This is a genomic window from Sulfitobacter sp. 1A15299 (assembly GCF_043556915.1).
In the GTDB taxonomy this organism is placed as follows: Bacteria; Pseudomonadota; Alphaproteobacteria; order Rhodobacterales; family Rhodobacteraceae; genus Sulfitobacter.
This window is the reverse complement of sequence record NZ_JBIFFJ010000008.1, coordinates 94,775-118,610: the sequence shown is the minus strand read 5'-3', so window position 1 is coordinate 118,610 and position 23,836 is coordinate 94,775. Positions and strand designations below refer to the sequence as shown.

Sequence of the window (23,836 nt, the reverse complement as noted above, 5' to 3'; positions counted from 1 at the left end):
GGCGATGGCCCGGCGCCTTCGGCTTGATTCCGGGCTGGGTGGTAATCTTGAGCCGTCGCTCAAGGCGGGCAGGGCGCTCCAGCGCCCCACCCAATAGTTTAAATCAGAACGGGATCTCGTCGTCCAGATCACGGCTGCCGCCGCCGCCGCCGCCCGAAGAGGACGGGCCGCTGTCATAGCCACCGCCGTAGTCATTGCCGCCACCGCCGTAGCCGCCACCACCGTAGCCGCCGCCACCACCGCCGCCGCCGGAGCCGCCGCCGGGACCGTCGAGCATGGTCAGCGTGCCGCCAAAGCCTTGCAGCACGACTTCGGTGCTATAGCGGTCTGCGCCGGATTGGTCCTGCCATTTGCGGGTCTGCAACTGGCCTTCGATATACACTTTGGAGCCCTTCTTGAGGTATTGCTCGGCCACGCGGACGAGCCCTTCTTGAAAGATCGCCACCGAATGCCATTCGGTCTTCTCACGGCGCTCACCGGTGTTGCGGTCTTTCCATGTCTCCGAGGTGGCAATGCGCAGGTTGCACACTTTGCCGCCGTTCTGGAACGACCGCACCTCGGGGTCGCGCCCGAGGTTGCCGATAAGGATCACTTTGTTCACTGAGCCGGCCATCTTGCCCCCTCGTTTGTCATTGCTGTGTCATTGCGTCGGGCGCGAATCCGAGCGCGCCCAATTCGGCTGTTTATATCGTGCTTGTTCGCCGGATGACACCGGCTTTCCATCCCGCTGCCCATCGCCGCGGCCCGCGAAACGGTTGGGATTTCGGGGGCTGGTAGAAGGGGCGCATTTGAGTATACTGCGCGCAATGCAACGGCAGGGGGCAGATATGCGAAAGACGGGACTTTTGGCCGGTCTGGCGGCGGTGAGTTTGACGGCAGCCGGAATGATCGCGATGGGGGCGGCACCAGCGGCTGCCGATATGTTCGCCAGCAAGAACCGCGCGGGGCTCTTCGCGTCGCAGAAAAGCATCCTCGATAATCGGGCGTCGAAACAGTATTCCGCCTCCGTGCGGCTGCAGCCGCCCACAGTCGTCACCCCGACGAAATGGGACGTGCCGAAATACAACGGGTCGTACAAAGGAGCCTTTCTGACCCATGCCCGCGCCGCGGCCACGCGCCATGGCATCCCGGTCGATCTGTTTTTGCGGCTGGTGCAGCAGGAAAGCGGGTGGAACCCCAAGGCGCTATCGCACAAGGGGGCAATGGGGCTGGCGCAGTTGATGCCGCAGACCGCGCGGGCGCTGCGTGTCGATCCCGCCGATCCGGTGCAAAACCTCGAAGGCGGGGCGCGTTACCTCAAAATGCAATACCGCGCTTTCGGCAGTTGGGAGCTTGCGCTGGCCGCCTATAACGCGGGTCCGGGGGCGGTGAAGAAATACGGGGGCATCCCGCCCTATAAGGAAACCCGCAATTACGTTAAAGTGATCGCGGGCAGCTAAGCCGTTGATATTAAAGGGTGGTCGCTGCGCTTGAGCGTTTGTCCGCCTATTTGCGCCCGCGTTGGCCCCTCTGGCGTCGGCCTCCTTGGGAACCGCCGGGGCAATCGTGGTGTTCTTTGATCAGAAACTTTGCAGCGGGGCATTCTCGCCGCCAAGATGAAAGTTCAAAGGAGAACGACATGCTGACGAATATCAAAAACATCGCCCTTGCCGCTGGTGTAAGCGCTATCGCGCTGAGCGGCTCTGCCTTCGCTGACAACGAGATCATGGTCTCGAAGATCGACGTTGAATCCTCGGTCGCCGCCGCCGACAGCAATGCCATGGATTTCTATCCTGATCTGGAAGAAGACCTGCGCGCCGAAGTGGCAGAGCGTGTGCCGCTGAGCAGTGACGGCTCCGACCCGCAGATCAAGATCGACATTCGCAAAATCTCTTTGAACGGCGCGACAATGCTGCCCGACAGCAAAGAATTCAACGAGTTGGAAGGTGTTGTTGATATCACAAGCCCCACCGGCGACAATGCGGGTCTGAGCTTCCCGGTGATGATCTCGGCCTATAGCGGCGATGAAATCGCGCCCGAAGGCTATGTCAACGTGCAGCCCTCCGACACAGAGTTCTATGTGGCGCTCGTCTCGACCTTCGCGGATGTCGTGGCCGAAGGTCTGGCCAATGTGAACACCGCCGGCTCGCCCGTTGATCCCTAAATCCGGGCCTGATTTGGCCATACAGGCCGGATCGTCATAATCTCAGGCCGTTCCCCCTTAGACAGCCTGAGGCATGAGGCGTGGTTCTTCGGAACCGCGCCTTTTTTCATTCCGCCGCCGCGCCTGTCTCGATCACCGGCTCCATCTCGGCGAATTGCTGAGCGGTGAGGTGGCATTTGATCTGATGGCCATCGGCCAAGGACACCATTGGCGGCACCTCGCGTTCACACAGATCGCCCGGCACCTGCGATTTCCACCGGCAGCGGGTCTGGAAGGGGCAGCCAGGGGGCGGGTTCATCGCCGAAGGCACGTCACCTTCCAGCACGATGTGTTTCTTTTTGACCTTGGTATCGGCAATCGGCACCGCGCTCAGCAGCGCTTCGGTATAGGGGTGATAGGGCGGAGCGAAGACCTGATCGGTGTCGCCCAATTCGACCACATGGCCCAGATACATCACCATCACCCGGTCCGAGAGGTAGCGCACGATCGACAGATCGTGAGAGATGAACAAAAGCGTCGTCTTTTGCTCGCGCTGAATTTCCATCAGCAAATCCGTCACCGCCGCCTGCACGCTCACGTCGAGCGCCGAGACGGGCTCATCCGCGACGACGATCCGCGCATCCCCGGCAAAGGCGCGGGCGATGCCGACGCGCTGCTTTTGCCCGCCCGACAGTTGGCGCGGCATCCGGCCTGCGAATTCGCGGGGCAGTTTTACCAGATCGAGCAGTTCCAGCATGCGCTGGCGGCGCTCTTTCTCGTTCTTGCCGATGCGGAAGATCTCCAACGCGCGGATGATCTGCCGCCCCACGGTCATCGAGGGGTTGAGCGTGTCGAAGGGGTTTTGAAACACCATCTGCACATCGGCGACATTCTTGGTGCTGCGGTCGTCAATCGGCACGCCGCCGATGTCTTGCCCGTCGAGGTAGATATGCCCCTCGGTCGCCGTCTCCAGCCCCATCAGCACCTTGGCGAATGTGGACTTGCCACAGCCCGACTCGCCCACGATGGCGAGGGTTTCGCTTTCATGGGCCTCGAAGCTTAGGGATTCATTGGCTTTCACCACTTTGGTATTGCCGCCGCCAAACATGGCATTGGCCGCGACTTGGTAGTATTTCTTGAGCCTGTCCATCTTGAGGACGACCTCGCCGACATTGCCCTTTTCCTTGACCTCGGCCTGTTCCAAAGGCGCTTGCCAGTCGATTTCCTGAAAGCGGATGCAGCGGGTCTCTTGCCGGTGGTTGCCGGGCACGCTCTCCATCGGGATCGGCGCGGCGTCGCAGCGGCTAGGGACGAAATAGTCGCAGCGCGGCCCGAAGTTGCAACCCGGCGGGCGTTCATGCGGCAGGGGGAAATTGCCCGGGATCGCCTTCAGGGGCCGCGCGTTCTTGTCCGCCCCGGGCAGCGGGATCGAGCGGAACAGCGCCTGCGTATAGGGATGCTGCATTTCGTCGAAGACATCGTGAATCGAGCCTTTCTCCACCGCCTCGCCCGAATACATCACGCAGATCCGGTCGCAGGTCTCCAGCACCAGCCCAAGGTTGTGCGAGATGAAGAGCATCGACGTGCCGTATTTCTTGCCCAGATCCTTCACCAGGTCGACCACCGCCGCCTCGACGGTCACGTCGAGCGCGGTGGTCGGCTCATCAAGGATCAGGAGCGAGGGTTCGGACATCAGCGCCATGGCAATGACGATGCGCTGCTGCTGCCCGCCGGAAAGCTGATGCGGATAGGCCTTCAGAATGCGCTCGGGGTCGGGCAGTTTCACGTCCCTAACCACCTGCAGCGCCCGGACATAGGCCTCCTTCTCGGACATGCCGGCGTGGATCATCGGCACTTCCATCAACTGCTTGCCGATGCGCATGGCGGGATTGAGGCTCGCCATCGGTTCTTGGTAGATCATCGCGATCTCGCTGCCGCGAATGTCGCGCAGCTCTTCCGCGCTCATCTCGCTCAGGTCGCGGCCTTTGAACTTGATCGAGCCGCCGACGATCCGGCCATTGCGGCCCAGATCCTGCATCACACCCAACGCCACGGTGGACTTGCCGCAGCCGCTTTCGCCCACCAGCCCCACGGCCTCCCCCGGTTGGACATTGACGGAAAAGTCCATCACGGCGGGAATCTCCCGCAGGCGGGTGAAGAAGGAGATCGACAGGTTGTTGATCTCAAGAATGGGACCGTCGTAATCAGTCTTTGGCATTTGGCTCTCCCAGTCGGGGGATCAAAAGGGGCCGGGAGGGCTGGCCCCCCGGAGGATGTTTCTTAGTCGCGCAGGGATTCTTCGCGCAGGCCATCGGCCAAGAGGTTCAGGCCCAGAACGAGGCTCAGCAGCGCCAGCGCAGGCGCGATGGCGGCATGCGGGTAGAGAGACAGCAGGCGGCGGCCTGCGTTGATCGTGCTGCCCCAATCGGGGCTCTCGCTCTCCAGCCCGAGGCCGAAGAAGCCGAGTGTACCCAAAAGGATCGTGGTATAGCCGATGCGCAGGCAGAAATCGACGATCAGCGGGCCGCGTGCATTGGGCAGGATCTCCCACAGCATGATGTACCACGGGCCTTCGCCACGGGTTTGGGCCGCTGCCACATAGTCGCGGGTTTTGATGTCGAGTGCGAGGCCGCGCACGATGCGGAACACCGTGGGCGCGTTGACAAAGACCACCGAGACGAAGACCACCAGCACGCCGGGGTCGATATCGAAAAGGTCGATGGCGCGCGGCAGGCCGGGAATGCGGTAGCTGTCCGTCGCGACAATCGCTCCGTCGGTGGAGACCAGCGACAGGTAGAGCCAGCCCAGCACCCCCAGCACCACGATCAGAAGCGGCGTGCGGAACGAAGGTTGCGTGTAGTAGCGCGCGTTCAACAGCACGGCGAGGAAGATCAGCGGGAAGATGAAGAGGAACACCGCCATGTAGTTCGGAATGCCCGTGAGCACGATCTCCGGCGTGACCAGCAGGTAGAACAGCAGGATCACCGGGAAGGCGAGGATCAGGTTTGCCAGAAAACTGAGGATCGTATCCAGCCGCCCGCCATAGTAGCCCGCAGGCAGGCCCAGCGTGATCCCCACCATAAAGGCAAAGAGTGTCGCCATCGGCGCGATCTGCACCACGACCCAAGATCCTTTGATCAGCCGGGAAAAGACATCGCGGGCAAGGTTGTCACCGCCCAGAAGAAACCAAGGGTACTCCCCCTCATCCGGGCTGCGCAGGGGCGTGCCGGGCAGTTTGTTCTTCATCCCCGAGGTCTGGCTGAGGCTGTCATGCGTCACCAGCAGATCGAACAGCCCGCCGAAGATGCCGGTGTAGACCCAGAACATGACGATGGCGAAACCGATCATGCCGACGGTGCTGTCGAACAGCTTGCCGTAAAGGCCGAGCCGCCGTTTGAAGTGGATAGAGAGCGCGAAGGTCAGGATCAGCGCGATCCACACGGGCAGCATCTGCTGCGACATGCCGCCGATGATGCCCGCCTGTGGCCCCATGAAGGCGCCTGCGATGATATAGATCAGCAGCAGGAGGATCAGCAGCGCAAAAAGCAGGATCACCGCACGGTTCACCCCGCCTGCCAGCCCGCCTTGCCGGGCGACGGTGCCATCCGGGTTGATCTGGCGTGTCTCACTGGCGGGAAAGAAGGAAACGACGATCTGCACCGCCACGGCCAAGGCCAGAAGCAGCGCGAGACCGAGGAAAATGATGTTGAGCCCCGCAAGTGAGCCGGTCCATGTCAAAGGTTCCATGTCCAAGCTCCTTTAGGAAATGCGAATGCGCGGGTTGAGGAAAACGTAGCCGATGTCGGAGATCAGCTGCGTGACGAGGACGACGATCACCGACACGACCGAGACCGCCAGCAGCAGTTCGATGTCGTTATTGGCCGCCGCCTGCACCAGTAGCCAGCCGAAGCCCTTGTAGTTGAACAGGGTCTCGACGATCACCACGCCGTTCAAGAGCCAGGGGATCTGCAGCATGATGACGGTGAAGGGCGCGATCAGCGCGTTGCGCAGCGCGTGTTTCAGCACAATTTCTGAGAATTTCACCCCCTTCAGCCTTGCGGTGCGGATATATTGCGCGGTCATCACCTCGGTCATCGAGGCCCGTGTCATTCGCGCGATATAGCCCATGCCGTAGAGCGAGATGGTCAGCACCGGGAGGAAGAAGTTCCAGAAGTTCGCATCCTTCATGGCAGAGGTGGCCGAGCCCAGAAACAGCGTCTTGCTGTCGATCCAGCCCCAGTCGGCCAAGAGCGGCGACAGGCCGAAGCGCGAGGAGGCGAGCACCGCGATGAAGATCACGCCCGAGACATATTCCGGCGTCGCCGTGGTGGCGATGGAGAAGGTCGAGAGCGAGCGGTCGAGCTTGGAGCCTTCGCGCATCCCCGCCAGCACGCCCACGATCAGCGCCGAGGGGACCATCAGCACCAGCACCCAGAACATCAGCTTGCCGGTCAGCGCCAGACGGGTAAGGACGGTTTCGCCCACCGGTTCCTTGAAGACGGTCGAGAACCCCCAATCACCTTGCAGGATGCCGCAGCGGGTGGGGCGCGCCTCAACCGGGGTGCCGGGGGCGAAACAGCGGCCAAAGGTTTCCTCGGGCGTCTCGCCTTCGGTCACCCAGCCGGGGAGCACGCCCAGCCATTCGCCGAACTTGTCGACCGTGGGCTGCAAATAGCCGCGGTTTTCGAGATAGCTGGCCACGGCCTCGTCCGACATGCGGAAGTTGCCTTGCGTCTTGGCGAGTTTTTCGAGGTTCGGATAGAGATTGGTCAGCCAGAACACGATGAAGGTCAGGCAAAGCGCCGTCAGCAACATCACACCCAGCCGGCGCAAAATGAATAGTCCCATGTGGTCCCCTGTAGCAGGGTCGGGCGGTGACTTGGCCCGACGATGCGGCCTTTTGGCCTTTTTAATTCGTGCGGCGCCTTAAGGGCGCCGGTCCTCTTTTGGCAGTTTTTCTGCCTTGTTGCGTTGGCATGCCGAAGACCTTTTCGCGGTCTTTCTGGCAGTCTGCGCTTGTTCATTGCCCCGCCCCTTTTTGGAGCGGTTCAGCCATGAGGCACGGAAAATGGTCGCGCGTCAACAATCGGCGCGGGGGCTTCGAGGAGTTTTTGCGACATTGCAAAGGTCTGAAAGCGACATTTTGGCCCGGCTCTCAGCGCAGCTTGCTGGGGGGAAGGCCGCTATGCTGTTGCATGAAACGGGTGAAATAGGCGGCAGAGCCGAAGCCCAAGGTGGCGGCGATCTCGGCAGCGGTGTGGTCGGTTTCGGCCAGCAGACGGCGGGCGGCATGGCAACTGCGCTCGGTCAGAAGGTCGGCGGCGGATTTGCCGGTGGCCGCTTTGACGGCGCGGGTCAGATGGGTTGGGGTCACGCCGAGAGCTGCGGCGTGTTCGGCCATGCTGGTGCCCTTGGGGGCGTGTCGGGTGACCAAGGCGCAAAACCGCGCGCTCAGCCTGTCGCCTGCCTTGGGCCGGGGGGCGGTATGCGCCTCTGCCATTATCTGGCGGCGCAGCCAGACCGACATCAGCGCCACCTGCGCTTTAAGCGCATCTTGGTGCAGGGGGCGGCCCTGCTGGACCTCCCTTTGGGTCTGTTCGATGAGGGCCGAGATCTCCGATTGCGCGGCCCCGTCTCGGATACGCAATTGGTGCGGGGTCTCGGGCAGGCTTTGATCGCTGTCTTCGGGGATCAGCACCGCATGGCCCAGACATTGATAGCCCAGTTCCAGCGCGAAGAGCGACCGCGCCGGTATCCAAAGTGCGTTATGCGGGCTGATGCCGCGGCGTTGACCATCGAGCAACAGCCGCCCTTGGCCCCGGGTGATCCAGATCAAAAGATGGTGGTCCCGGTCATGGGCGAGGGTCAGCCGCCAGTCTTGCCCCGCCGAAAGCTGGGCCAAGGACTGGGTTTGAATCTCTGTCTCGGGCACGCGGCGCTTTCGTTGAGAAATGGAAACCTTACAAGAGCAATCATCAACGTCAGGCTAGCGAAGGGTTGGGATAACGCAAGAAATTCCGCCCGTTCGGCGGCTATTCCGGCGTCACCCGCCGCCAATCTGCCATCTTGCTGCGCATCCAAGTGCGCTGTCGCTTGGCAAAGCGGCGGGTGGCGACAACGGCGGCTTCGCGGGCGCGGTGCAGCGGCCAATCGCCGTCGAGGTGGCGGATCAGTTCCGGCACGCCAATGGCGCGATGGGCGGGCAGGGATGGGTCATAGCGCGGGCGAAGGGCGGCGACCTCTTCCAAGGCGCCTTGCTCTAGCATCAGGTCAAAGCGCTGCGCGATGCGGGCGTTCAGCCAATCCCGCTCGACATCGAAGACGATCGGCAGGCAGTCCGCCAGCGGCAAAAGCGGCGCGCCGGTGTCGCGCTGCCAGTCCGACAGGCCGCGCCCGGTGGCCTGCCACACTTCCCAAGCGCGCTGCACCCGCGCGCGGTTGCGCTGGTCGATGCCGGCGGCGGTCTCGGCGTCCAGCCCCGCCAACAGGTCTTCGAGCGCCATCTCATCGCCCTGCGCGCGGACCTTCGGCGGGGTGGCCGGTATCTCGGCCAGCCCCTGCGTCAGGGCCGAGAAGTAAAGCCCGGTGCCGCCGGTGATGATCACCCGCTGATCGCCGCCCAACAGCGGGGCCACCTCGCGCAGCCAATGGCCGGTGGAATAGGGCGCATCTTCGGCCAGGTGACCATAAAGCAGATGCGGCGCGCGGGCCTCTTCCTCGGGCGAGGGGCGGGCGCTGATGATGCGCAGGGGGGCGTAGACCTGACTGGCATCGGCGTTGACGATCACGCCGCCCTGCGCCTCGGCAATGGCGAGCGCGAGGGCGGATTTGCCACTGGCGGTCGGCCCGGCGATCAAAACGGGCCGTTCGGGCGGCAAGCCTTGCAACAGGGCGTCCATCTGGGCCTTGGGAATATCCGGCATTTCTTTGCGTCTTCCTTACGTCCCGCATTGAACCTTGGGCGTATTTGCGACATTTTGGCGCGAAATGAAAACCCTTCACCGCCGCTAGGCTAAAATCTCCCCCGGTTGGTGAAATAATTAGGTGTGCCCGATGTCCCAAGACACCCCCCAAGTCTCCTTTAACCGCGTGATGCTAAAGATTTCCGGGGAGGCGCTGATGGGTGACCTCGGCTATGGTCTGCATCCGCCAACCGTCGAACGTATCGCCCGTGAGGTGCAATCGGTGCACAGTCTGGGCGTCGAGATCTGCATGGTGATCGGCGGCGGCAACATCTTCCGCGGGCTGCAGGGCTCGGCACAGGGGATGGAGCGGACCACGGCGGATTACATGGGGATGCTCGCCACCGTGATGAATGCGCTGGCGATGCAATCGGCGCTCGAAGGCTTGGGCATCCACACCCGCGTGATCAGCGCCATCACCATGAACGAAGTGGCCGAGCCCTATATCCGTCGCCGCGCCGTGCGTCACCTTGAGAAGAAGCGGGTCTGCATTTTTGCCGCGGGCACCGGCAACCCCTATTTCACCACCGACACCGCCGCGACCCTGCGCGCGAATGAGATGTCCTGCGAGGCGATCTTCAAGGGCACCAAGGTCGACGGTGTCTATGACAAGGACCCGGCCAAGTTCGAAGATGCGAAACGCTATGATCTGGTGAGCTATGACGACGTGCTGCAAAAGCGGCTCGGCGTGATGGACGCCTCTGCCATTGCGCTGGCGCGGGACAACAACCTGCCGATCATCGTCTTCTCGCTGGATGAGCCGGGCGGCTTCCAAGGCATCTTGGCGGGGCAGGGCACCTATACCCGCGTCGGGTAATTCCGCCCGCATTCCACGGCATCGCCCCACGGCGGGGCGATTGGCCTCATGCTGCCCGCGCCTCTTACAACAGGGGCGCGGTGCGCATATGGTGGCACAACAATGGGCAGTTGTGAAAGCGCCGCGCCACCGTTAGAAAGCCGTAACGCAAGGAAACAACAAGCAGGCTCGCCATGTCAGACGAATTTATGCTCGATACCGATGATCTTGAACGGCGGATGAACGGCGCGATTGCGTCGCTTCGGACCGAGTTCGCATCGCTGCGCACGGGGCGTGGCTCGGCCTCCATGCTGGAGCCGGTGATGGTCGAGGCTTACGGCCAGATGACCCCGGTGAACCAAGTCGGCACCGTCAACGTGCCCGAGCCGCGCATGGTCACGATCAACGTTTGGGACAAAGGTCTCGTCGGCAAGGTTGAGAAAGCCATCCGCGAAAGCGGTCTGGGCATCAACCCGCAGCTCAATGGCACCATCATCATGCTGCCGATCCCCGAGCTTAACGAAGAGCGCCGGACCCAGCTGACCAAGGTCGCGGGCCAATATGCCGAACACGCCCGCGTCTCGATCCGCAACATTCGCCGCGACGGGATGGACCAGATCAAGAAGGCCAAGAACGACGGCGCCATGTCCGAGGACGACCAGAAAATCTGGGAAGGCGAGGTGCAGGATCTGACCAACCGTTTCATCACGCTTATCGACGACCAGCTTGAGACGAAACAGGCCGAAATCATGCAAGTCTGACCCCGCCAAGACGCCGGGAAACAGAACTTGAAAGAAAAGGTCGAGACATGAGCACCGCCGAAATTCAGCCCCAAACGATACCCGGCGGGCCACGCCATGTGGCGATCATCATGGACGGCAATGGCCGTTGGGCCACCCAACGCGGGCGGCCCCGGCTTTTTGGGCATCACGCCGGGGCAAAACGCGTGCGCGAGATTGTCGAATGCTGCCCCGATGTGGGGGTGGAGTATCTGACGATCTTTGCCTTCTCGACCGAGAATTGGAAACGCACGCAGGTCGAAGTCGCGGGGCTTATGTCCTTGTTTCGGCGCTATATTTCCAAGGAAATGCGCAGCCTGAGCGACTATGGCGCACGGGTGCGGTTCATTGGGGACCGCGACCGGCTGGATGACAAGCTGATCAAGCTCATGGGAGAGCTTGAGGCCCATACCGCCCATAACACACGCATCAATCTGACCATCGCGTTGAACTATGGCGGCCGCGACGAGGTGGCCCGCGCCACCCATCGCTTGGCCCAAGACGTCGCCAGCGGCAAGCTCGATCCTGACTCGGTGGACGAAGAGACCCTGCCGCGCTACCTCGACACCCATGTGCTGCCCGACCCCGATCTGGTGATCCGCACCAGCGGCGAGGCGCGGATTTCGAACTTTCTGCTGTGGCAATCGGCCTATGCGGAATATGAGTTCATCGACACGCTGTGGCCGGATTTCACCCGCGAGGAATTCGCCCGGCTCTGCGCCGCCTATGGCGGGCGCGACAGGCGGTTCGGTGCGGTCAAGACCTGAGGAGAGCTGCGATGAAATCACCTGAACAATGGTCCGACCTGCGCGCCCGCATGCTGTCGGCCAGCGCGATGATCCTGATCGGTCTCTTGGGCATCTGGCTGGGCGGGACCGTCTTTCATCTGCTGGTCGCGCTGATCTGCGGCATGATGGTCTGGGAATTGGTCGGTATGTTGCGCGGGCCGGGGCAGGCGGCAGCTTGGCAACTGGGGCTGGTGACCGGCGCGGCGGTGCTGGCGGCAATCTATCTGCCGGTGGGCTTTGGCCTGCCGCTTTTGCTGGCCCCGGCGCTGGCGGGCTTCGCGCTATTGAGCGCCAACCGCACGCTTTACATGAGTTTCACCGCACTGATCCTGCTGGCGGGCTTTGGCCTGATCCAGTTGCGCGATGACATGGGCTTTGGCTGGTTGATGTGGCTGGTTCTGGTGGTCGTGGTGACCGATGTGGTGGGCTATTTCGCGGGCCGCGCCATCGGTGGGCCCAAGTTCTGGCCCAAGGTCAGCCCCAAGAAAACATGGTCCGGCACCGCCTCGGGCTGGGTCGGGGCGGCTGTTGTCGGGCTGATTTTCTCGTTCAACACGGGCTTTGGCCTGCAACTCGTCGGCATCTCAGTGGCGCTGTCGATGGCCTCTCAGATGGGCGATATGGCGGAGTCGGGCATGAAGCGAAAGATGGGCGTCAAAGACAGCTCGGCGCTGATCCCCGGGCATGGCGGTCTGTTGGACCGTTTTGACGGGATGCTGGGCGCTGCCGTCTTCTTGCTGATCGTCGGCCCGCTGATCGGCTTCCCGCCGGGCGTGAACTGACCCGCTATGCCGCGCACGATTTCGATACTGGGGGCGACCGGGTCCATCGGTCAGAACACGATTGACCTGATCCGCCGCGCGCCCGACGCCTATGAGGTCGTCGCCCTGACTGGCGCGGGCAATATCACGCAATTGGCGGCGGATGCCACCGCGCTGAAGGCCGAGGTTGCGGTCACCGCCCGCGAAGACCTGCTGGAGGATCTGCGCGACGCGCTCAGCGGCAGCGGGGTCGAAGCCGCAGCGGGGGCCGAGGCGATCACCGAAGCCGCATCGCGTCCGGCGGATTGGACCATGTCGGCGATCATCGGAGCGGCGGGGCTGGCTCCGGGTTTGGCGGCGCTGCGCCAAGGTGGCACGCTGGCACTGGCCAACAAGGAATCGCTGGTCTGCGCCGGGGCGCTGATCATGGGCGAGGCCGACCGCCACGGCGCCACGATCCTGCCCGTGGACAGTGAACATTCCGCCGTGTTTCAAGCGCTGGTCGGCGAAGACATGGCCGCCGTCGAGCGCGTTATCATCACCGCCAGCGGCGGCGCGTTTCGCGATTGGCCGCTCGAAGACCTTGCCCATGCCACGCTCGACCAAGCCTCTAGCCATCCCAATTGGGACATGGGGCAGCGCATCACCATCGACTCGGCGTCGATGTTTAACAAGGCGATGGAAGTTATTGAAACACGTGAGTTTTTCGGCGTCTCGCCGGAGACGATCGAGGTGCTGGTGCATCCGCAGTCGATGATCCATGCGCTGGTGGGCTTTTGCGACGGGGGGCTGATGGCCCATGTCGGCCCCGCGGATATGCGCCATGCCATCGGCTATGCGCTGCACCACCCCGCGCGGGGGCCTCTGCCGGTCGAGCGGTTGGACCTGACCAAGATCGGGCGTTTCGATTTCACCGCCCCCGATGACGCCCGCTGGCCCGCGCTGCGGCTCGCGCGCGAAGTCATGGCGGCGGGCGGTCTGATGGGCGCGGTTTTCAACGCGGCCAAGGAGGTGGCGCTTGACGGGTTCATCGACGGGCGGCTGCGCTTCACCCAGATGGCCGAGATCGTCGAAGAGGTGCTGGAGCGTCGCGCCGAAGAGGCCGCGCAGGGCCGCGACGACATGACACTTGAATTGGTGGCGCAGGCGGACCATCTCGCACGCAAGGCGGCAGAGGCCGCAATTCAGAAAAAGGCAGGGTAGCACGTTGGACATCATGGGGTTTTTGCCGGAGTTCGGCGGGCTGATCTGGACGATTCTGGCCTTTGTCGTGGCGCTGTCGGTGATCGTGGCGATCCACGAATACGGGCATTACATCGTGGGCCGTTGGACCGGGATCAAGGCGGATGTCTTCAGTCTCGGCTTCGGCCCCGTGCTCTTTTCTCGCGTCGACAGGCGCGGCACGCGCTGGCAATTCGCGCTGCTGCCCTTTGGCGGCTATGTGAAATTCGCAGGCGACTCCAACGCGGCCTCGGGCAAGGATGAGACCGCGATGGAAGCGCTGGCCGACGACCCCGAGGCGCTGCGCCACACGATGCACGGCGCGCCGCTCTATGCCCGTGCGCTGACCGTGGCGGCGGGGCCGGTGTTCAACTTTGCCCTGTCGATCCTCATCTTCTTTGCCGTGGCGATGACAGCGGGCACCGCCCGTGATCCGCTGACCGTGGGCGCGCTGCGCGCGCTGCCCAGTGATGCCTATGAGCTCGCCCCGGGCGATATTCTGCGCGCGGTCGAAGGCACCCCGGTGCCGTCCCTCTCTGCCGGGGAAGGCTATGGCGATTTCCTGACCAACCTGCCGCAGGCAGCGGTTCTGAGCTATGACATCACCCGCGATGGCGAAGAGCTGACCGTGCCCGGCCCCTATCTGATGCCGCCGCTGGTCAGCAATGTCGCCCCGCAATCTGCAGCGCAAGAGGCCGGTCTGCGCAGCGGCGATGTGATCACTGCGGTGAATGGGCAAGAGATCGTGGCCTTCGGGGAATTGAAAGAGGTGGTCGAAGCCTCGGAAGGGGCGCCGCAGGAATTGACCGTCTGGCGCGATGGCGAGAGCCTGCCTTTCACCCTTGTCCCCAAAGCCACGGATGAGCCGCAGCCCGATGGCAGTTTCAAGCAAAACCTGCGCATCGGCATCGTCGGCGGCATGGCCTTTGTGCCTGCGACCGACACCCCCGGCGTGGGCGAGGCGCTCGGCACCGGCTTGGGCAACACTTGGCGCATCATCACCGGGTCGATCTCGGGCCTGCGTGAGATGATTGTGGGCAATATCAGTACCTGCAATCTCAGCGGCCCGGTGGGGATCGCTCAGACCTCGGGCGCGATGGCCAGCCAAGGGGCGCAGTCCTTCATCTATTTCATCGCGGTGCTGAGCACGGCGGTCGGCCTGCTGAACCTGTTCCCGATCCCGGCCTTGGACGGCGGGCATCTGGTGTTCTACGCCTATGAGGCGGTGACCGGCAAACCGCCCAGCGATGGCGCGCTGCGCTTTTTGATGAGCATCGGCATCGCCTTGGTGCTGACCCTGATGCTCTTTGCACTCGGCAACGATCTGTTCTGCCCCTAAGCGGCACGGCGACTGCGAAAGACAGCCTGCGCCTTGCCATTCGGGGCAGGGCGCAATGCCTTCAAATGGCCACAATTGAACAAAATCGTGCCGCAATCCTTGGCTATGGTTTTCTTTCATCGAGAAGGAACCGGAAATGCACGTCTTGCAAGGAACATACCGCGGCCTGAGCCTGCTTTTGGACCTGAACTGGGACCGTGCCTTCTTTGGCGCGGCCATCGCCGCCGCACTTTCCGCCGGGGCTTTCGTCGCCTCTCTTTAACCGCCTCCCCACGCCCTGAACGTGCGCATTTGAGCGTTATCGGCTCATGATGTCATTCCGGCCCAAGCTGCCGCATGATATGGACTATTTTTCCCGCCGTTGCTTTTGACAAACCCCGTTAACCTGCGTAGTCAGGTTGACAACAATGTCGTAAAAAAACGGGTCGGTGTAATGGGACTGAGGAACGAGGGCAGAATGCCCGTCGAATGGGCAGAGCGCAGCAATATCGGCAAGACCCTTCGGGGGGCATCGCTTTGTGTCATGTTGTCCGTCGCCTGGCTCGTGCCCGGCAGCCAAGCGCAGGCACAGCAATATCAGTTCAACACGGTCGTCATCGACGGCAACGAGCGGATCGGTGACAGCGCCATTCTGCGCCGCGCGGGCATCGGGCGCGGGCAGGCGGTGACGGGCGGTCAGCTGAACGACGCCTATCAGAACCTGCAAAACTCGGGCCTGTTCGAATCTGTCTCGCTTGAGCCGCAGGGCGGCACGCTGGTCATCACCGTGGTCGAACTGCCCACGCTGAACCGTGTCAGCTTTGAAGGCAACCGCCGCATCAAGGATGAGATGTTGGCCGAGCTCATCGGGTCGACCGAGCGCCGGGTGTTCAACCCCAGCCAAGCCGAACAAGACGCCGCCGCCATCGCGGAAGCCTATAGCAACGAGGGCCGCCTGTCGGCCCGCGTACAGCCGCGCATCATCCGCCGCGACCAGAACCGCGTCGATCTGGTGTTCGAGATTTTCGAGGGCGACAATGTCGAGATCGAGCGTCTGAGCTTTGTCGGCAACCGCGTCTATTCCGATCGCCGCCTGCGCCGTGTGTTGGGCACCAAACAGGCCGGTCTGTTCCGCCGTTTGGTCAAACGCGACACCTATGTCGAGGGCCGCGTCGAGGCCGACAAACAGATGCTGCGGGATTTTTACCTGTCGCGCGGCTATGTTGACATGCGGACCGAGGCGGTGAATGCCGAGTTGACCGAAGAGCGTGATGGCGTCTTTGTGGCCTATAACATCACCGAGGGGCAGCAGTTCCGTTTCGGCGAGGTGAAGCTGGAATCCGACGTGCCCGGCCTGAATGCGGCGGCTTACCGCGACCTGCTCAAGATCCGCCCCGGCGTGATCTATTCCCCGACCCTGATCGAGAATGACATCGCCCGGATCGAGCGCCAAGCAATCCGCGATGGTGTCGATTTCCTTCGCGTCGAGCCGGTGATCGACCGCAATGACCGCGATCTGTCGCTCAACGTGACCTACAGGCTCTCTCGTGGGGAGCGCATCTTTGTCGAGCGGATCGACATCGAAGGCAATACCACCACGCTCGACCGTGTGATCCGGCGCGAGTTCGACAGCGTCGAGGGTGACCCTTTCAACCCGCGCGAAATTCGCCAAGCGGCGGAACGCATCCGCGCGCTGCAGTATTTCGAGACGGCAGAGGTCAACGCCCGCCAAGGCTCCAGCCCAGAGCAGGTCGTGATCGACGTGGATGTCGAAGAGAAGCCCACAGGCTCGCTGAACTTCGGCGGCTCCTTCTCGAACAACGATGGTTTCGGTGTGGCGGTCAGCTTCCAAGAGGAAAACTTCCTCGGGCGCGGCCAGCGGCTGAACCTGTCGATCTCCACCGCTGAGGATGCCACCCGCTATGGCGTGACCTTCGTCGAGCCGCGCTTCCTTGGCCGCGACGTGGCGCTTGGCCTCAAACTGGACTATGCCGAGACCAATTCCTCCTACACAAGCTATGACACCGAACGTCTGGTGTTCCAGCCCAGCCTGACCTTCCCGGTGAGCGAGAATGGCCGTCTGTCGACGCGCTATACCTTCGAAGGGATCGAGATGCTGGAGCGGGATGATCAGACGGCAACGCCTGTTCCCCAAACCAACAGTGCCACGATCCAGAACGAAATCGACGCCGGCGCGCTTTTCTCCTCCTCCGTCGGCTACACCTATACCTATGACACCCGTCGCAGCGGGCTGGACCCGACGCAGGGCGTTCTTTTCGAGTTCGGGCAGGACTTCGCCGGTCTGGGCGGGGATAACGAATATATCAAGACCACGGCCAAAATCGCGGGCGAGAAACGTATCTTTAACGAGGAAGTCACCCTGCGTGCCACGCTTGAAGGTGGTGCGCTGTCTTGGAACAGCGGCACCAACCGCGCAGTGGACCGCTTTATCCTTGGCCCGTCCATCATGCGCGGCTTCGAGCCGGGCGGCATTGGGCCGCGCGACCAGAGCAACGGTGTGGACGACGCGCTTGGCGGCAACCTCTTTGCCGTGGCCCGTTTCGAGGCGGAGTTCCCGCTGGGTCTGCCTGAGGAATATGGCATCACCGGCGGCGTCTTCTATGACGTGGGCAACCTGTGGGATCTGAGTGACGTCAACACCACCGGCGGCAGCATCGTCGGCGAAAGCGGTTCGTTCCGTCATGTGATCGGCCTCTCGCTCTTTTGGGACACGCCGCTTGGCCCGCTTCAGTTCAACGTCTCCGACGCGCTGAAGAAAGAGAGCTTTGACAAAGAGCAAAGCTTTGAGGTCACCCTGCGGACCACGTTCTAAGCCGATGCGCCGCGCTTTCATCCCCTTGGTGATGATGCTGGCCGGGGCCACCCCCGGCCTTGCGCAGCAGGCGCCCGGGACAGAGCCTCAGACAAACACGCAAGCCCCGGCGCGGGGCGGCGTGATCAGCCCGGTGCTCACCATTGATTCCGAACGCCTGTTCCGCGAGAGCGCCTTTGGCCAGCGCGTCAGCCGCGAGATCGAAGCTCAGAGCGAGGATTTGGCCACCGAGAACCGCGAGATCGAAGCGGCGCTTGAAGCGGAAGAGCGCGAACTTACCGAAAAGCGATCACAGATGAAGCCGGCGCAGTTTCGGCTTTTGGCCGATGCCTTTGACGAAAAGGTTCAGCGCACGAGGGCAGAGCAGGCGGCAAAGAACCGGGCGCTGAGCGAGGCGCTGGATCTCGAGCGGGAGCGGTTTCTGGCGGCGGCGGCCCCGGTGCTGGAGCAGTTGATGCGCAATTCCGACGCGGCGGTCATTCTGGAACGGCGGCGGGTCTTCGTCTCTTCCTCTGCGATTGAGGTCACGGATGAGGCGATTGCGCTGCTGGACGAGACGATTGGCAGCGGGCTGGCGGACACCGAGTAGCCGCGGCACCCTGCCGCGATGCTTGCCCCCAGCCGTCCGAATTGGTAGCCCTTCAGCAACCTTCTGAGACAAAGGACAGTCCATGACCGAAGAGCTGCTGCGCGCCGATATCCAAATGATCCAGCGCATCCTGCCGCACCGCTACCCGTTTCTGCTGGTCGACAAGGTCGAAGAGATCGCGGGCACCCAGAGTGCTGTCGGCTACAAGAACGTCACCATGAACGAGCCGCATTTTCAGGGCCATTTCCCCGGCACGCCGATCATGCCGGGCGTGACCATCGTCGAGGCGATGGCCCAGACCGCGGGCGTGATGGTGGGCACGGCCCTTGGCATGCAGGACCGCGACATGCTGATCTATTTCATGTCCATCGACAAATGTAAGTTCCGCCGCAAGGTCGGCCCCGGCGATGTGCTGCGGATGGACCTCAAGACCCTGCGCGGCAAGCCGGGGGCGAAGATCTGGAAATTCGGCGGCGTGGCCACCGTCGAGGGCGAAATGGCCGCCGAGGCCGAGTTCATGGCGATGTTGGATCTCCCGCAGGACGCAGCATGAGCAATATCCACCCCAGTGCCGTGATCGAAGAGGGCGCGCAGATCGACCCCTCGGCGCGCGTCGGCCCCTTCTGTGTGGTCGGGCCCGAGGTCGTGCTGAAGGCGGATGTGGAACTGAAATCACATGTCGTCGTCACCGGCCGGACCGAGGTCGGCGCGGGCACGGTGATCTTCCCATTCGCGGTGATCGGTGAGATCCCGCAGGATCTGAAGTTCAAGGGCGAAGCCAGCCGTCTGATCATCGGGGAGCGGAACCGCATCCGCGAACATGTCACCATGAACTGCGGCACCGAAGGTGGCGGCGGGGTGACCCGCGTGGGCAATGACGGGCTCTTCATGGCTGGCTGTCACATCGCCCATGACGCCGTGGTCGGCAATCGTGTGATCGTGGTGAACAACGCCGCCGTCGCCGGGCATTGCGTGCTCGAAGACGACGTAATCATTGGCGGGCTGTCGGGCATCCATCAATGGGTGCGGATCGGGCAGGGTGCGATCATCGGCGCGGTGACGATGGTGACCAATGACGTGATCCCCTACGGCCTCGTGCAAGCGCCGCGCGGCGATCTGGATGGGCTGAACCTTGTCGGCTTGAAACGCGCAGGCGTGGCGCGCAGCGACATTACGGCGCTCAGGGCCGCGTTCCAGATGCTGGCGCAGGGCGAGGGGACATTCTCGGACCGGGCGCGGCGTTTGGGAGACGAGACCCAAAGCGATTACGTCCGCCAGATCGTCGATTTCGTCATGGCCGACACGGGCCGCCATTTCCTGACGCCGAAATGAGTCTTGCGCTGATCGCCGGGCGCGGTGGCCTGCCCGCGCGGGTGGCGGCGGCGCAGGAGGTGCCGCCCTTGGTCTGCGCCTATGAGGGCTGCGCCCCCGATGGGCTGAAGGCCGATCTGACCTTCCGGTTGGAGACTTTGGGCAGCCTGCTTGCGCATCTTCTGGGCCTTGGCATCCGTGAGGTGTGCCTCTGCGGGGCGATTGACCGCCCTACGCTCGATCCTGCCAAGCTCGACATGCGCACCGCACCTCTGGTGCCGCAGTTCAAAGCCGCCCTTGCCGCGGGGGACAATGGCGCGCTTGAGGTGATCAAGAGGATTTTCGAAGATCATGGCCTGCGGGTGGTCGGGGCCGATGAACTGGTCCCGGACCTGCTGGCCGACAGCGGTGTGCTGTCCCGCGAACTGCCCGACGATCAGATGCGTCGGGACGCGGCGCGCGGCACGGCAGTGCTCGATGGGTTGGCTCGCTTGGACATCGGGCAGGCCTGCGTGATCGGGCGTGAACAGGTCTATGGGGTTGAGACCATCGGGGGCACGGATCACCTGCTCGCAACCCTGCCGGAAGCGGTGCAGGGCGCGCGCGCAGTGCTTTGCAAAGGTCCGAAAACCGGCCAAATCCGTGAGATCGACCTGCCCACCATCGGCCCCGACACGCTGCGTGCCGCCCATGCGGCGGGGCTGGCGGGCGTGGTGGTCAAGGCGGGCGGCGTGATGCTGCTGGAGCGGGATGCATGCGCGGCGCTGGCCGATGAATTGGGATTGGTGCTGTGGGTTCGAGAGGGGGACGCGGGATGAGGGTGTTCATTCTGGCAGGCGAGCCTTCGGGCGACCGGCTGGGCGGCGCGCTGATGGCAGGGCTGAAAGAGCTTTGCCCCGAGGTGACATTCGACGGCATCGGCGGCCCGCAGATGATGGCTGAGGGGCTGGCAAGCCGGTTCAATATGGATGAGCTCAGCGTCATGGGGCTGGCCGAGATCCTGCCGAAATACCGCGCGTTGATGGCCCGGATCAACGAGACGGCACAGGCGGTGGTCGAGACGAGGCCGGATGTGCTCATCACCATCGACAGCCCTGATTTCTCACTGCGCGTGGCGCGAAAGGTGAAAGAAAAATCCGACATCAGAACCGTGCATTACGTGGCCCCGACCGTCTGGGCATGGCGCCCCGGCAGAGCCGAGAAAATGGCCCGTTCTGTCGATCACGTCCTCGCCCTGTTCCCCTTCGAGCCGCCCTATATGGAAGCGGCGGGCATGGCCTGTGACTTCGTCGGCCACCCGGTGGTGGCCGAGCCCGTGGCAGATGACGCCGCCGCCGCGTCGTTCCGCGCCGAACACCGCCTCGCCGATGCGCCGCTGCTCTTGGCCTTGCCCGGTTCGCGCCGGGGGGAGGTCACGCGGCTGGCCCCGGTGTTCCAGCAGGTCGTCGCGCGATTGGTGGAGGCCGAGCCGGCCTTGCGCGTCGTGGTCCCTGCGGCCTCCCCCGTGGCGGCCTTGGTCAAACAGGTCACGCGCAATTGGGCGGGCAATCCGCTGGTGCTGGACCCGCGCGAGCAAAGCGCCGAGGCGTTCACCGCGAGCAAACGCGCTGCTTTCCGCGCAGCGGATGTGGCGCTGGCGGCTTCGGGCACCGTGTCGCTGGAACTGGCCGCGGTGAACACGCCGATGGTCATCGCCTATGACATGAATTGGATCAGCCGCCAGATCATCGGGCGGATGCTGCGGGTGGATACGGTGACGCTGGTCAACCTCGTTTCGGAAACCCGCGTGGTGCCGGAGTTCATTGGCGCGAACTGCCGCCCCGGCCCGATTGCCGAAGGCGTCTTGCAGGTGCTGCGCGCGCCCGGCGCTCAGAAGGACGCCATGGCGCTGACGATGGCGCGTTTGGGGCAGGGGGGGGAGGCGCCCGGCCTGCGGGCCGCGCGCGCGGTGCTGGCACGGCTCTAGGGGCCGTCAGCCCCGGTGAATCCAGCCGCCGCCGAAGATACGTGTGCTTTCAGGGTCATAGAAAACACAGGCCTGCCCGGGTGAGACGCCTTCCTCGGCGGTGAGCAGCTCGACCTCGGCCTCCGTCTCGGAAATCGGGCGCAGGATCGCATCGCGCGGCGGACGGGTGGAGCGCACGCGCACGGCGATGTTCCATTCTGCCTGCGAGGTCAGGGGCGCATCGCCCAGCCAATTGATCTCGCGCACCGGGATTTTGCGGGTGGCGAGCATGGATTTCGGACCGACGACAACTTCTTTCCGCTCGGGGTCGAGCCTCACAACGTAGAGCGGATCGGCCAGACCCCCGATGCCAAGACCCCGGCGTTGGCCGATGGTGTAGTGGATCACGCCCTCGTGGTGGCCCAGCACGTTGCCCTCGGTATCGACGATATGGCCCGGATCGGCGGCCTCGGGGCGCAGTTTACGGATCACCGCAGCATAGTCGCCGTTGGGGACAAAGCAGATGTCCTGGCTGTCGGGCTTGTCGGCAACCTCCAACCCGTATTTCGCGGCGAGCTTGCGGGTGTCGTCCTTGCTGGGCAGATGGCCCAGCGGGAAGCGCAGGTAGGAAAGCTGCTCTTCGGTGGTGGAGAAGAGGAAATAGCTCTGGTCGCGGTTGCCATCGGCGGCAGCGTGGAGTTCGGGGCCGTGCTCACCCATCTTGCGCTGGATATAGTGACCGGTGGCCATACAGTCGGCCTCCAGATCCTTGGCGGTTTCCAGCAGGTCTTTGAACTTCACCCGTTCGTTGCAGCGGATGCAGGGCACCGGCGTCGCACCGCCAAGGTAGCTGTCGGCAAACTCGTCGATCACGGCGTCTTTGAAGACGTTTTCATAGTCGAGCACGTAATGCGGGAAGCCCATCTCCTCGGCCACGCGGCGGGCATCCTGAATGTCGACCCCTGCGCAGCAGGCGCCCTTTTTGGCCAGCGCCGCGCCATGGTCGTAGAGCTGCAGGGTGACGCCCACAACGTCATAGCCCTCATCCTTGAGCATGGCCGCGACGACGGAACTGTCCACGCCGCCCGACATCGCCACGACGACGCGCGTATCGGCAGGCGCTTTGGCAAAGCCAAGCGAATTGAGCGGCGGGGTCTGATCAAGGGCCATGGGTCTCTCCGGAGTTTGTGCGCGAATATAGGAAAATCCTACCTAGTCACAAGGGCAGGCTTCACGCAGCGTTAAGGCAGGTGGGGGTTATTGGACGCCAAAACAATGGCGGATGATGCGATGTACCTGAAAAAAGTCGATGGACCACGGTCTGTTACCCTCGCTGACGGGAGCGTGATGTCCCGCGCCGATTTGCCAAGCGCCGAAACCCGCAGATGGGTCGCCTCGCGCAAGGCGGCGGTGGTGCGGGGGGTGGTCTATGGGCTGATCACCCAATCCGAAGCGCTGGAGCGTTACGGTATCAGTGATGAAGAATTTATGGAGTGGTTACATGCGGTTACCGAACATGGAGAGGCGGCTCTGAAGGCCACGGCCTTGAAAAGAATATAGACAACTTTAAGTTGTTAATCTATCCTGTCGAGTATCGGTAACGGGTAGTTAACCTTTTTTGCTCAGGGTGAGCTCATCGTCCAAGATGAGCCGGAGTAACCGAAATGCGTGTATTGTTAGTTGAAGACGACCCGACGACCTCTCGCAGTATCGAACTGATGCTGACCCATGCGAATCTCAACGTCTACGCCACCGATCTGGGCGAAGAGGGAATCGATCTGGCCAAGCTTTACGATTATGATTTGATCCTGCTCGACCTCGATCTGCCGGATATGAACGGCCATGACGTGCTGCGCCAGTTGCGGCTCGCCCGGATCGAAACGCCGATCCTGATCCTTTCAGGCTCCGACGATACAGAAAACAAGCTGAGGGGCTTTGGTTTCGGCGCCGACGATTATTTGACGAAACCCTTTCATCGGGAGGAACTGGTCGCCCGGATCCATGCCATCATTCGGCGGTCCAAGGGGCATTCGCAATCCATCATCAAGACGGGCCAAGTGGCGGTGAACCTCGATGCCAAGACCGTCAGCGTGGACGATACCCCCGTGCATCTGACCGGCAAGGAATATCAGATGCTCGAACTCCTGAGCCTGCGGAAGGGCACCACCCTGACCAAGGAAATGTTTCTCAACCATCTCTATGGCGGCATGGATGAGCCTGAGTTGAAGATCATTGATGTCTTTATTTGCAAACTTCGCAAAAAGCTGAGCCAGGCCACCGGCGGGGAGAGCTATATCGAGACGGTCTGGGGCCGCGGCTATGTGCTGCGCGATCCTGACCCGGTCGCGTTGGACTTGGCCGCCAGCGCCTGATCCCCCTCGGCTCGGGCTTGAAATCATTCGCCCTGAAAT

Annotated in this window: 24 protein-coding genes; 17 read left to right on the top strand and 7 right to left on the bottom strand. The window is 62.9% G+C overall.

Annotated features, from left to right (window positions below):
* Positions 1 to 103: 103 nt before the first annotated feature.
* Positions 104 to 613, bottom strand: coding sequence for a single-stranded DNA-binding protein (locus tag ACGYK7_RS11105; RefSeq protein ID WP_394402172.1), 510 nt, complete (start codon positions 611 to 613; stop codon positions 104 to 106).
* A gap of 280 nt (positions 614 to 893) precedes the next feature.
* On the opposite strand from ACGYK7_RS11105, the gene ACGYK7_RS11100 reads away from it, so the two are divergent.
* The gene (locus ACGYK7_RS11100) at positions 894 to 1,439 is read left to right on the top strand and encodes a lytic transglycosylase domain-containing protein (RefSeq protein ID WP_394402185.1); all 546 of its coding nucleotides are present in this window, start codon (positions 894 to 896) and stop codon (positions 1,437 to 1,439) included.
* 179 nt (positions 1,440 to 1,618) lie between these two features.
* The gene (locus ACGYK7_RS11095) at positions 1,619 to 2,143 is read left to right on the top strand and encodes a hypothetical protein (RefSeq protein ID WP_394402169.1); all 525 of its coding nucleotides are present in this window, start codon (positions 1,619 to 1,621) and stop codon (positions 2,141 to 2,143) included.
* A 106-nt stretch (positions 2,144 to 2,249) separates the two neighbouring features.
* Here ACGYK7_RS11095 and ACGYK7_RS11090 read toward each other — a convergent pair whose 3' ends face one another.
* The 5 genes from ACGYK7_RS11090 to miaA form a co-directional block, all read right to left on the bottom strand.
* The gene (locus tag ACGYK7_RS11090; RefSeq protein WP_394402167.1) at positions 2,250 to 4,340 is read right to left on the bottom strand and encodes a dipeptide ABC transporter ATP-binding protein; all 2,091 of its coding nucleotides are present in this window, start codon (positions 4,338 to 4,340) and stop codon (positions 2,250 to 2,252) included.
* A 62-nt stretch (positions 4,341 to 4,402) separates the two neighbouring features.
* Positions 4,403 to 5,869 carry an ABC transporter permease gene (locus ACGYK7_RS11085; RefSeq protein ID WP_394402164.1) on the bottom strand — a complete coding sequence of 489 codons (1,467 nt, stop codon included), beginning with the start codon at positions 5,867 to 5,869 and terminating at the stop codon, positions 4,403 to 4,405.
* 12 nt (positions 5,870 to 5,881) lie between these two features.
* Positions 5,882 to 6,970, bottom strand: coding sequence for an ABC transporter permease (locus ACGYK7_RS11080; protein ID WP_394402161.1), 1,089 nt, complete (start codon positions 6,968 to 6,970; stop codon positions 5,882 to 5,884).
* Between the two features lie 307 nt (positions 6,971 to 7,277).
* Complete coding sequence (locus ACGYK7_RS11075) at positions 7,278 to 8,054, bottom strand: helix-turn-helix domain-containing protein (RefSeq protein ID WP_394402160.1); 777 nt, start codon at positions 8,052 to 8,054, stop codon at positions 7,278 to 7,280.
* A gap of 100 nt (positions 8,055 to 8,154) precedes the next feature.
* Entirely contained in the window at positions 8,155 to 9,045 is an 891-nt protein-coding gene (gene miaA, locus ACGYK7_RS11070) for a tRNA (adenosine(37)-N6)-dimethylallyltransferase MiaA (RefSeq protein WP_394402158.1), read from the bottom strand.
* A 130-nt stretch (positions 9,046 to 9,175) separates the two neighbouring features.
* Between miaA and pyrH the strand changes: the two genes are divergently transcribed.
* From pyrH to lpxB, 13 genes are all read left to right on the top strand, one after another.
* Positions 9,176 to 9,901, top strand: coding sequence for a UMP kinase (gene pyrH / locus ACGYK7_RS11065; RefSeq protein ID WP_394402156.1), 726 nt, complete (start codon positions 9,176 to 9,178; stop codon positions 9,899 to 9,901).
* A gap of 173 nt (positions 9,902 to 10,074) precedes the next feature.
* Complete coding sequence (gene frr, locus ACGYK7_RS11060; protein ID WP_007120421.1) at positions 10,075 to 10,641, top strand: ribosome recycling factor; 567 nt, start codon at positions 10,075 to 10,077, stop codon at positions 10,639 to 10,641.
* A gap of 47 nt (positions 10,642 to 10,688) precedes the next feature.
* The gene (uppS, locus tag ACGYK7_RS11055; RefSeq protein WP_067261562.1) at positions 10,689 to 11,426 is read left to right on the top strand and encodes a polyprenyl diphosphate synthase; all 738 of its coding nucleotides are present in this window, start codon (positions 10,689 to 10,691) and stop codon (positions 11,424 to 11,426) included.
* Positions 11,427 to 11,437: 11 nt separating this feature from the next.
* Positions 11,438 to 12,229, top strand: a complete 792-nt coding sequence (locus tag ACGYK7_RS11050; RefSeq protein WP_394402152.1) for a phosphatidate cytidylyltransferase — start codon at positions 11,438 to 11,440, stop codon at positions 12,227 to 12,229.
* Positions 12,230 to 12,235: 6 nt separating this feature from the next.
* Complete coding sequence (gene dxr, locus ACGYK7_RS11045) at positions 12,236 to 13,411, top strand: 1-deoxy-D-xylulose-5-phosphate reductoisomerase (RefSeq protein WP_394402149.1); 1,176 nt, start codon at positions 12,236 to 12,238, stop codon at positions 13,409 to 13,411.
* A gap of 4 nt (positions 13,412 to 13,415) precedes the next feature.
* On the top strand, positions 13,416 to 14,768 hold the full coding sequence (gene rseP, locus ACGYK7_RS11040) for an RIP metalloprotease RseP (RefSeq protein WP_394402146.1): 1,353 nt from the start codon (positions 13,416 to 13,418) through the stop codon (positions 14,766 to 14,768).
* 136 nt (positions 14,769 to 14,904) lie between these two features.
* A complete protein-coding gene (locus ACGYK7_RS11035) occupies positions 14,905 to 15,030 on the top strand; it encodes a hypothetical protein (RefSeq protein ID WP_269451576.1) in 126 nt (41 codons plus the stop codon).
* 171 nt (positions 15,031 to 15,201) lie between these two features.
* Positions 15,202 to 17,580 carry an outer membrane protein assembly factor BamA gene (gene bamA, locus ACGYK7_RS11030; protein WP_394402143.1) on the top strand — a complete coding sequence of 793 codons (2,379 nt, stop codon included), beginning with the start codon at positions 15,202 to 15,204 and terminating at the stop codon, positions 17,578 to 17,580.
* A gap of 4 nt (positions 17,581 to 17,584) precedes the next feature.
* Complete coding sequence (locus tag ACGYK7_RS11025; protein WP_394402142.1) at positions 17,585 to 18,169, top strand: OmpH family outer membrane protein; 585 nt, start codon at positions 17,585 to 17,587, stop codon at positions 18,167 to 18,169.
* An 82-nt stretch (positions 18,170 to 18,251) separates the two neighbouring features.
* Complete coding sequence (gene fabZ / locus ACGYK7_RS11020; protein ID WP_271687454.1) at positions 18,252 to 18,722, top strand: 3-hydroxyacyl-ACP dehydratase FabZ; 471 nt, start codon at positions 18,252 to 18,254, stop codon at positions 18,720 to 18,722.
* The gene (gene lpxA / locus ACGYK7_RS11015; RefSeq protein WP_394402140.1) at positions 18,719 to 19,501 is read left to right on the top strand and encodes an acyl-ACP--UDP-N-acetylglucosamine O-acyltransferase; all 783 of its coding nucleotides are present in this window, start codon (positions 18,719 to 18,721) and stop codon (positions 19,499 to 19,501) included. Before fabZ ends, lpxA begins: the two co-directional genes overlap by 4 nt.
* The gene (locus ACGYK7_RS11010; protein ID WP_394402138.1) at positions 19,498 to 20,298 is read left to right on the top strand and encodes an LpxI family protein; all 801 of its coding nucleotides are present in this window, start codon (positions 19,498 to 19,500) and stop codon (positions 20,296 to 20,298) included. The genes lpxA and ACGYK7_RS11010 overlap by 4 nt, the downstream gene beginning before the upstream one ends.
* On the top strand, positions 20,295 to 21,446 hold the full coding sequence (gene lpxB / locus ACGYK7_RS11005; RefSeq protein ID WP_394402137.1) for a lipid-A-disaccharide synthase: 1,152 nt from the start codon (positions 20,295 to 20,297) through the stop codon (positions 21,444 to 21,446). The genes ACGYK7_RS11010 and lpxB overlap by 4 nt, the downstream gene beginning before the upstream one ends.
* A 6-nt stretch (positions 21,447 to 21,452) precedes the next feature.
* Here lpxB and mnmA read toward each other — a convergent pair whose 3' ends face one another.
* Entirely contained in the window at positions 21,453 to 22,595 is a 1,143-nt protein-coding gene (gene mnmA, locus ACGYK7_RS11000) for a tRNA 2-thiouridine(34) synthase MnmA (RefSeq protein ID WP_394402135.1), read from the bottom strand.
* A gap of 120 nt (positions 22,596 to 22,715) precedes the next feature.
* Here mnmA and ACGYK7_RS10995 point away from each other — a divergent pair, with 120 nt between their 5' ends.
* Together ACGYK7_RS10995 and ctrA are read left to right on the top strand one after the other, a co-directional pair.
* On the top strand, positions 22,716 to 22,985 hold the full coding sequence (locus tag ACGYK7_RS10995) for a DUF1153 domain-containing protein (protein ID WP_394402182.1): 270 nt from the start codon (positions 22,716 to 22,718) through the stop codon (positions 22,983 to 22,985).
* A gap of 104 nt (positions 22,986 to 23,089) precedes the next feature.
* Positions 23,090 to 23,797 carry a response regulator transcription factor CtrA gene (gene ctrA, locus ACGYK7_RS10990; protein WP_394402133.1) on the top strand — a complete coding sequence of 236 codons (708 nt, stop codon included), beginning with the start codon at positions 23,090 to 23,092 and terminating at the stop codon, positions 23,795 to 23,797.
* Positions 23,798 to 23,836: the final 39 nt, after the last annotated feature.

Excerpts from the sequence above, each read along its gene's own strand:
- ACGYK7_RS11105 (WP_394402172.1), bottom strand. The coding sequence starts at position 613 with ATGGCCGGCTCAGTGAACAAAGTGATCCTTATCGGCAACCTCGGGCGC.
- ACGYK7_RS11100 (WP_394402185.1), top strand. The coding sequence starts at position 894 with ATGGGGGCGGCACCAGCGGCTGCCGATATGTTCGCCAGCAAGAACCGC.
- ACGYK7_RS11095 (WP_394402169.1), top strand. The coding sequence starts at position 1,619 with ATGCTGACGAATATCAAAAACATCGCCCTTGCCGCTGGTGTAAGCGCT.
- ACGYK7_RS11090 (WP_394402167.1), bottom strand. The coding sequence starts at position 4,340 with ATGCCAAAGACTGATTACGACGGTCCCATTCTTGAGATCAACAACCTG.
- ACGYK7_RS11085 (WP_394402164.1), bottom strand. The coding sequence starts at position 5,869 with ATGGAACCTTTGACATGGACCGGCTCACTTGCGGGGCTCAACATCATT.
- ACGYK7_RS11080 (WP_394402161.1), bottom strand. The coding sequence starts at position 6,970 with ATGGGACTATTCATTTTGCGCCGGCTGGGTGTGATGTTGCTGACGGCG.
- miaA (WP_394402158.1), bottom strand. The coding sequence starts at position 9,045 with ATGCCGGATATTCCCAAGGCCCAGATGGACGCCCTGTTGCAAGGCTTG.
- pyrH (WP_394402156.1), top strand. The coding sequence starts at position 9,176 with ATGTCCCAAGACACCCCCCAAGTCTCCTTTAACCGCGTGATGCTAAAG.
- frr (WP_007120421.1), top strand. The coding sequence starts at position 10,075 with ATGTCAGACGAATTTATGCTCGATACCGATGATCTTGAACGGCGGATG.
- uppS (WP_067261562.1), top strand. The coding sequence starts at position 10,689 with ATGAGCACCGCCGAAATTCAGCCCCAAACGATACCCGGCGGGCCACGC.
- ACGYK7_RS11050 (WP_394402152.1), top strand. The coding sequence starts at position 11,438 with ATGAAATCACCTGAACAATGGTCCGACCTGCGCGCCCGCATGCTGTCG.
- dxr (WP_394402149.1), top strand. The coding sequence starts at position 12,236 with ATGCCGCGCACGATTTCGATACTGGGGGCGACCGGGTCCATCGGTCAG.
- ACGYK7_RS11035 (WP_269451576.1), top strand. The coding sequence starts at position 14,905 with ATGCACGTCTTGCAAGGAACATACCGCGGCCTGAGCCTGCTTTTGGAC.
- bamA (WP_394402143.1), top strand. The coding sequence starts at position 15,202 with ATGGGACTGAGGAACGAGGGCAGAATGCCCGTCGAATGGGCAGAGCGC.
- ACGYK7_RS11025 (WP_394402142.1), top strand. The coding sequence starts at position 17,585 with ATGCGCCGCGCTTTCATCCCCTTGGTGATGATGCTGGCCGGGGCCACC.
- fabZ (WP_271687454.1), top strand. The coding sequence starts at position 18,252 with ATGACCGAAGAGCTGCTGCGCGCCGATATCCAAATGATCCAGCGCATC.
- lpxA (WP_394402140.1), top strand. The coding sequence starts at position 18,719 with ATGAGCAATATCCACCCCAGTGCCGTGATCGAAGAGGGCGCGCAGATC.
- ACGYK7_RS11010 (WP_394402138.1), top strand. The coding sequence starts at position 19,498 with ATGAGTCTTGCGCTGATCGCCGGGCGCGGTGGCCTGCCCGCGCGGGTG.
- lpxB (WP_394402137.1), top strand. The coding sequence starts at position 20,295 with ATGAGGGTGTTCATTCTGGCAGGCGAGCCTTCGGGCGACCGGCTGGGC.
- mnmA (WP_394402135.1), bottom strand. The coding sequence starts at position 22,595 with ATGGCCCTTGATCAGACCCCGCCGCTCAATTCGCTTGGCTTTGCCAAA.
- ACGYK7_RS10995 (WP_394402182.1), top strand. The coding sequence starts at position 22,716 with ATGTACCTGAAAAAAGTCGATGGACCACGGTCTGTTACCCTCGCTGAC.
- ctrA (WP_394402133.1), top strand. The coding sequence starts at position 23,090 with ATGCGTGTATTGTTAGTTGAAGACGACCCGACGACCTCTCGCAGTATC.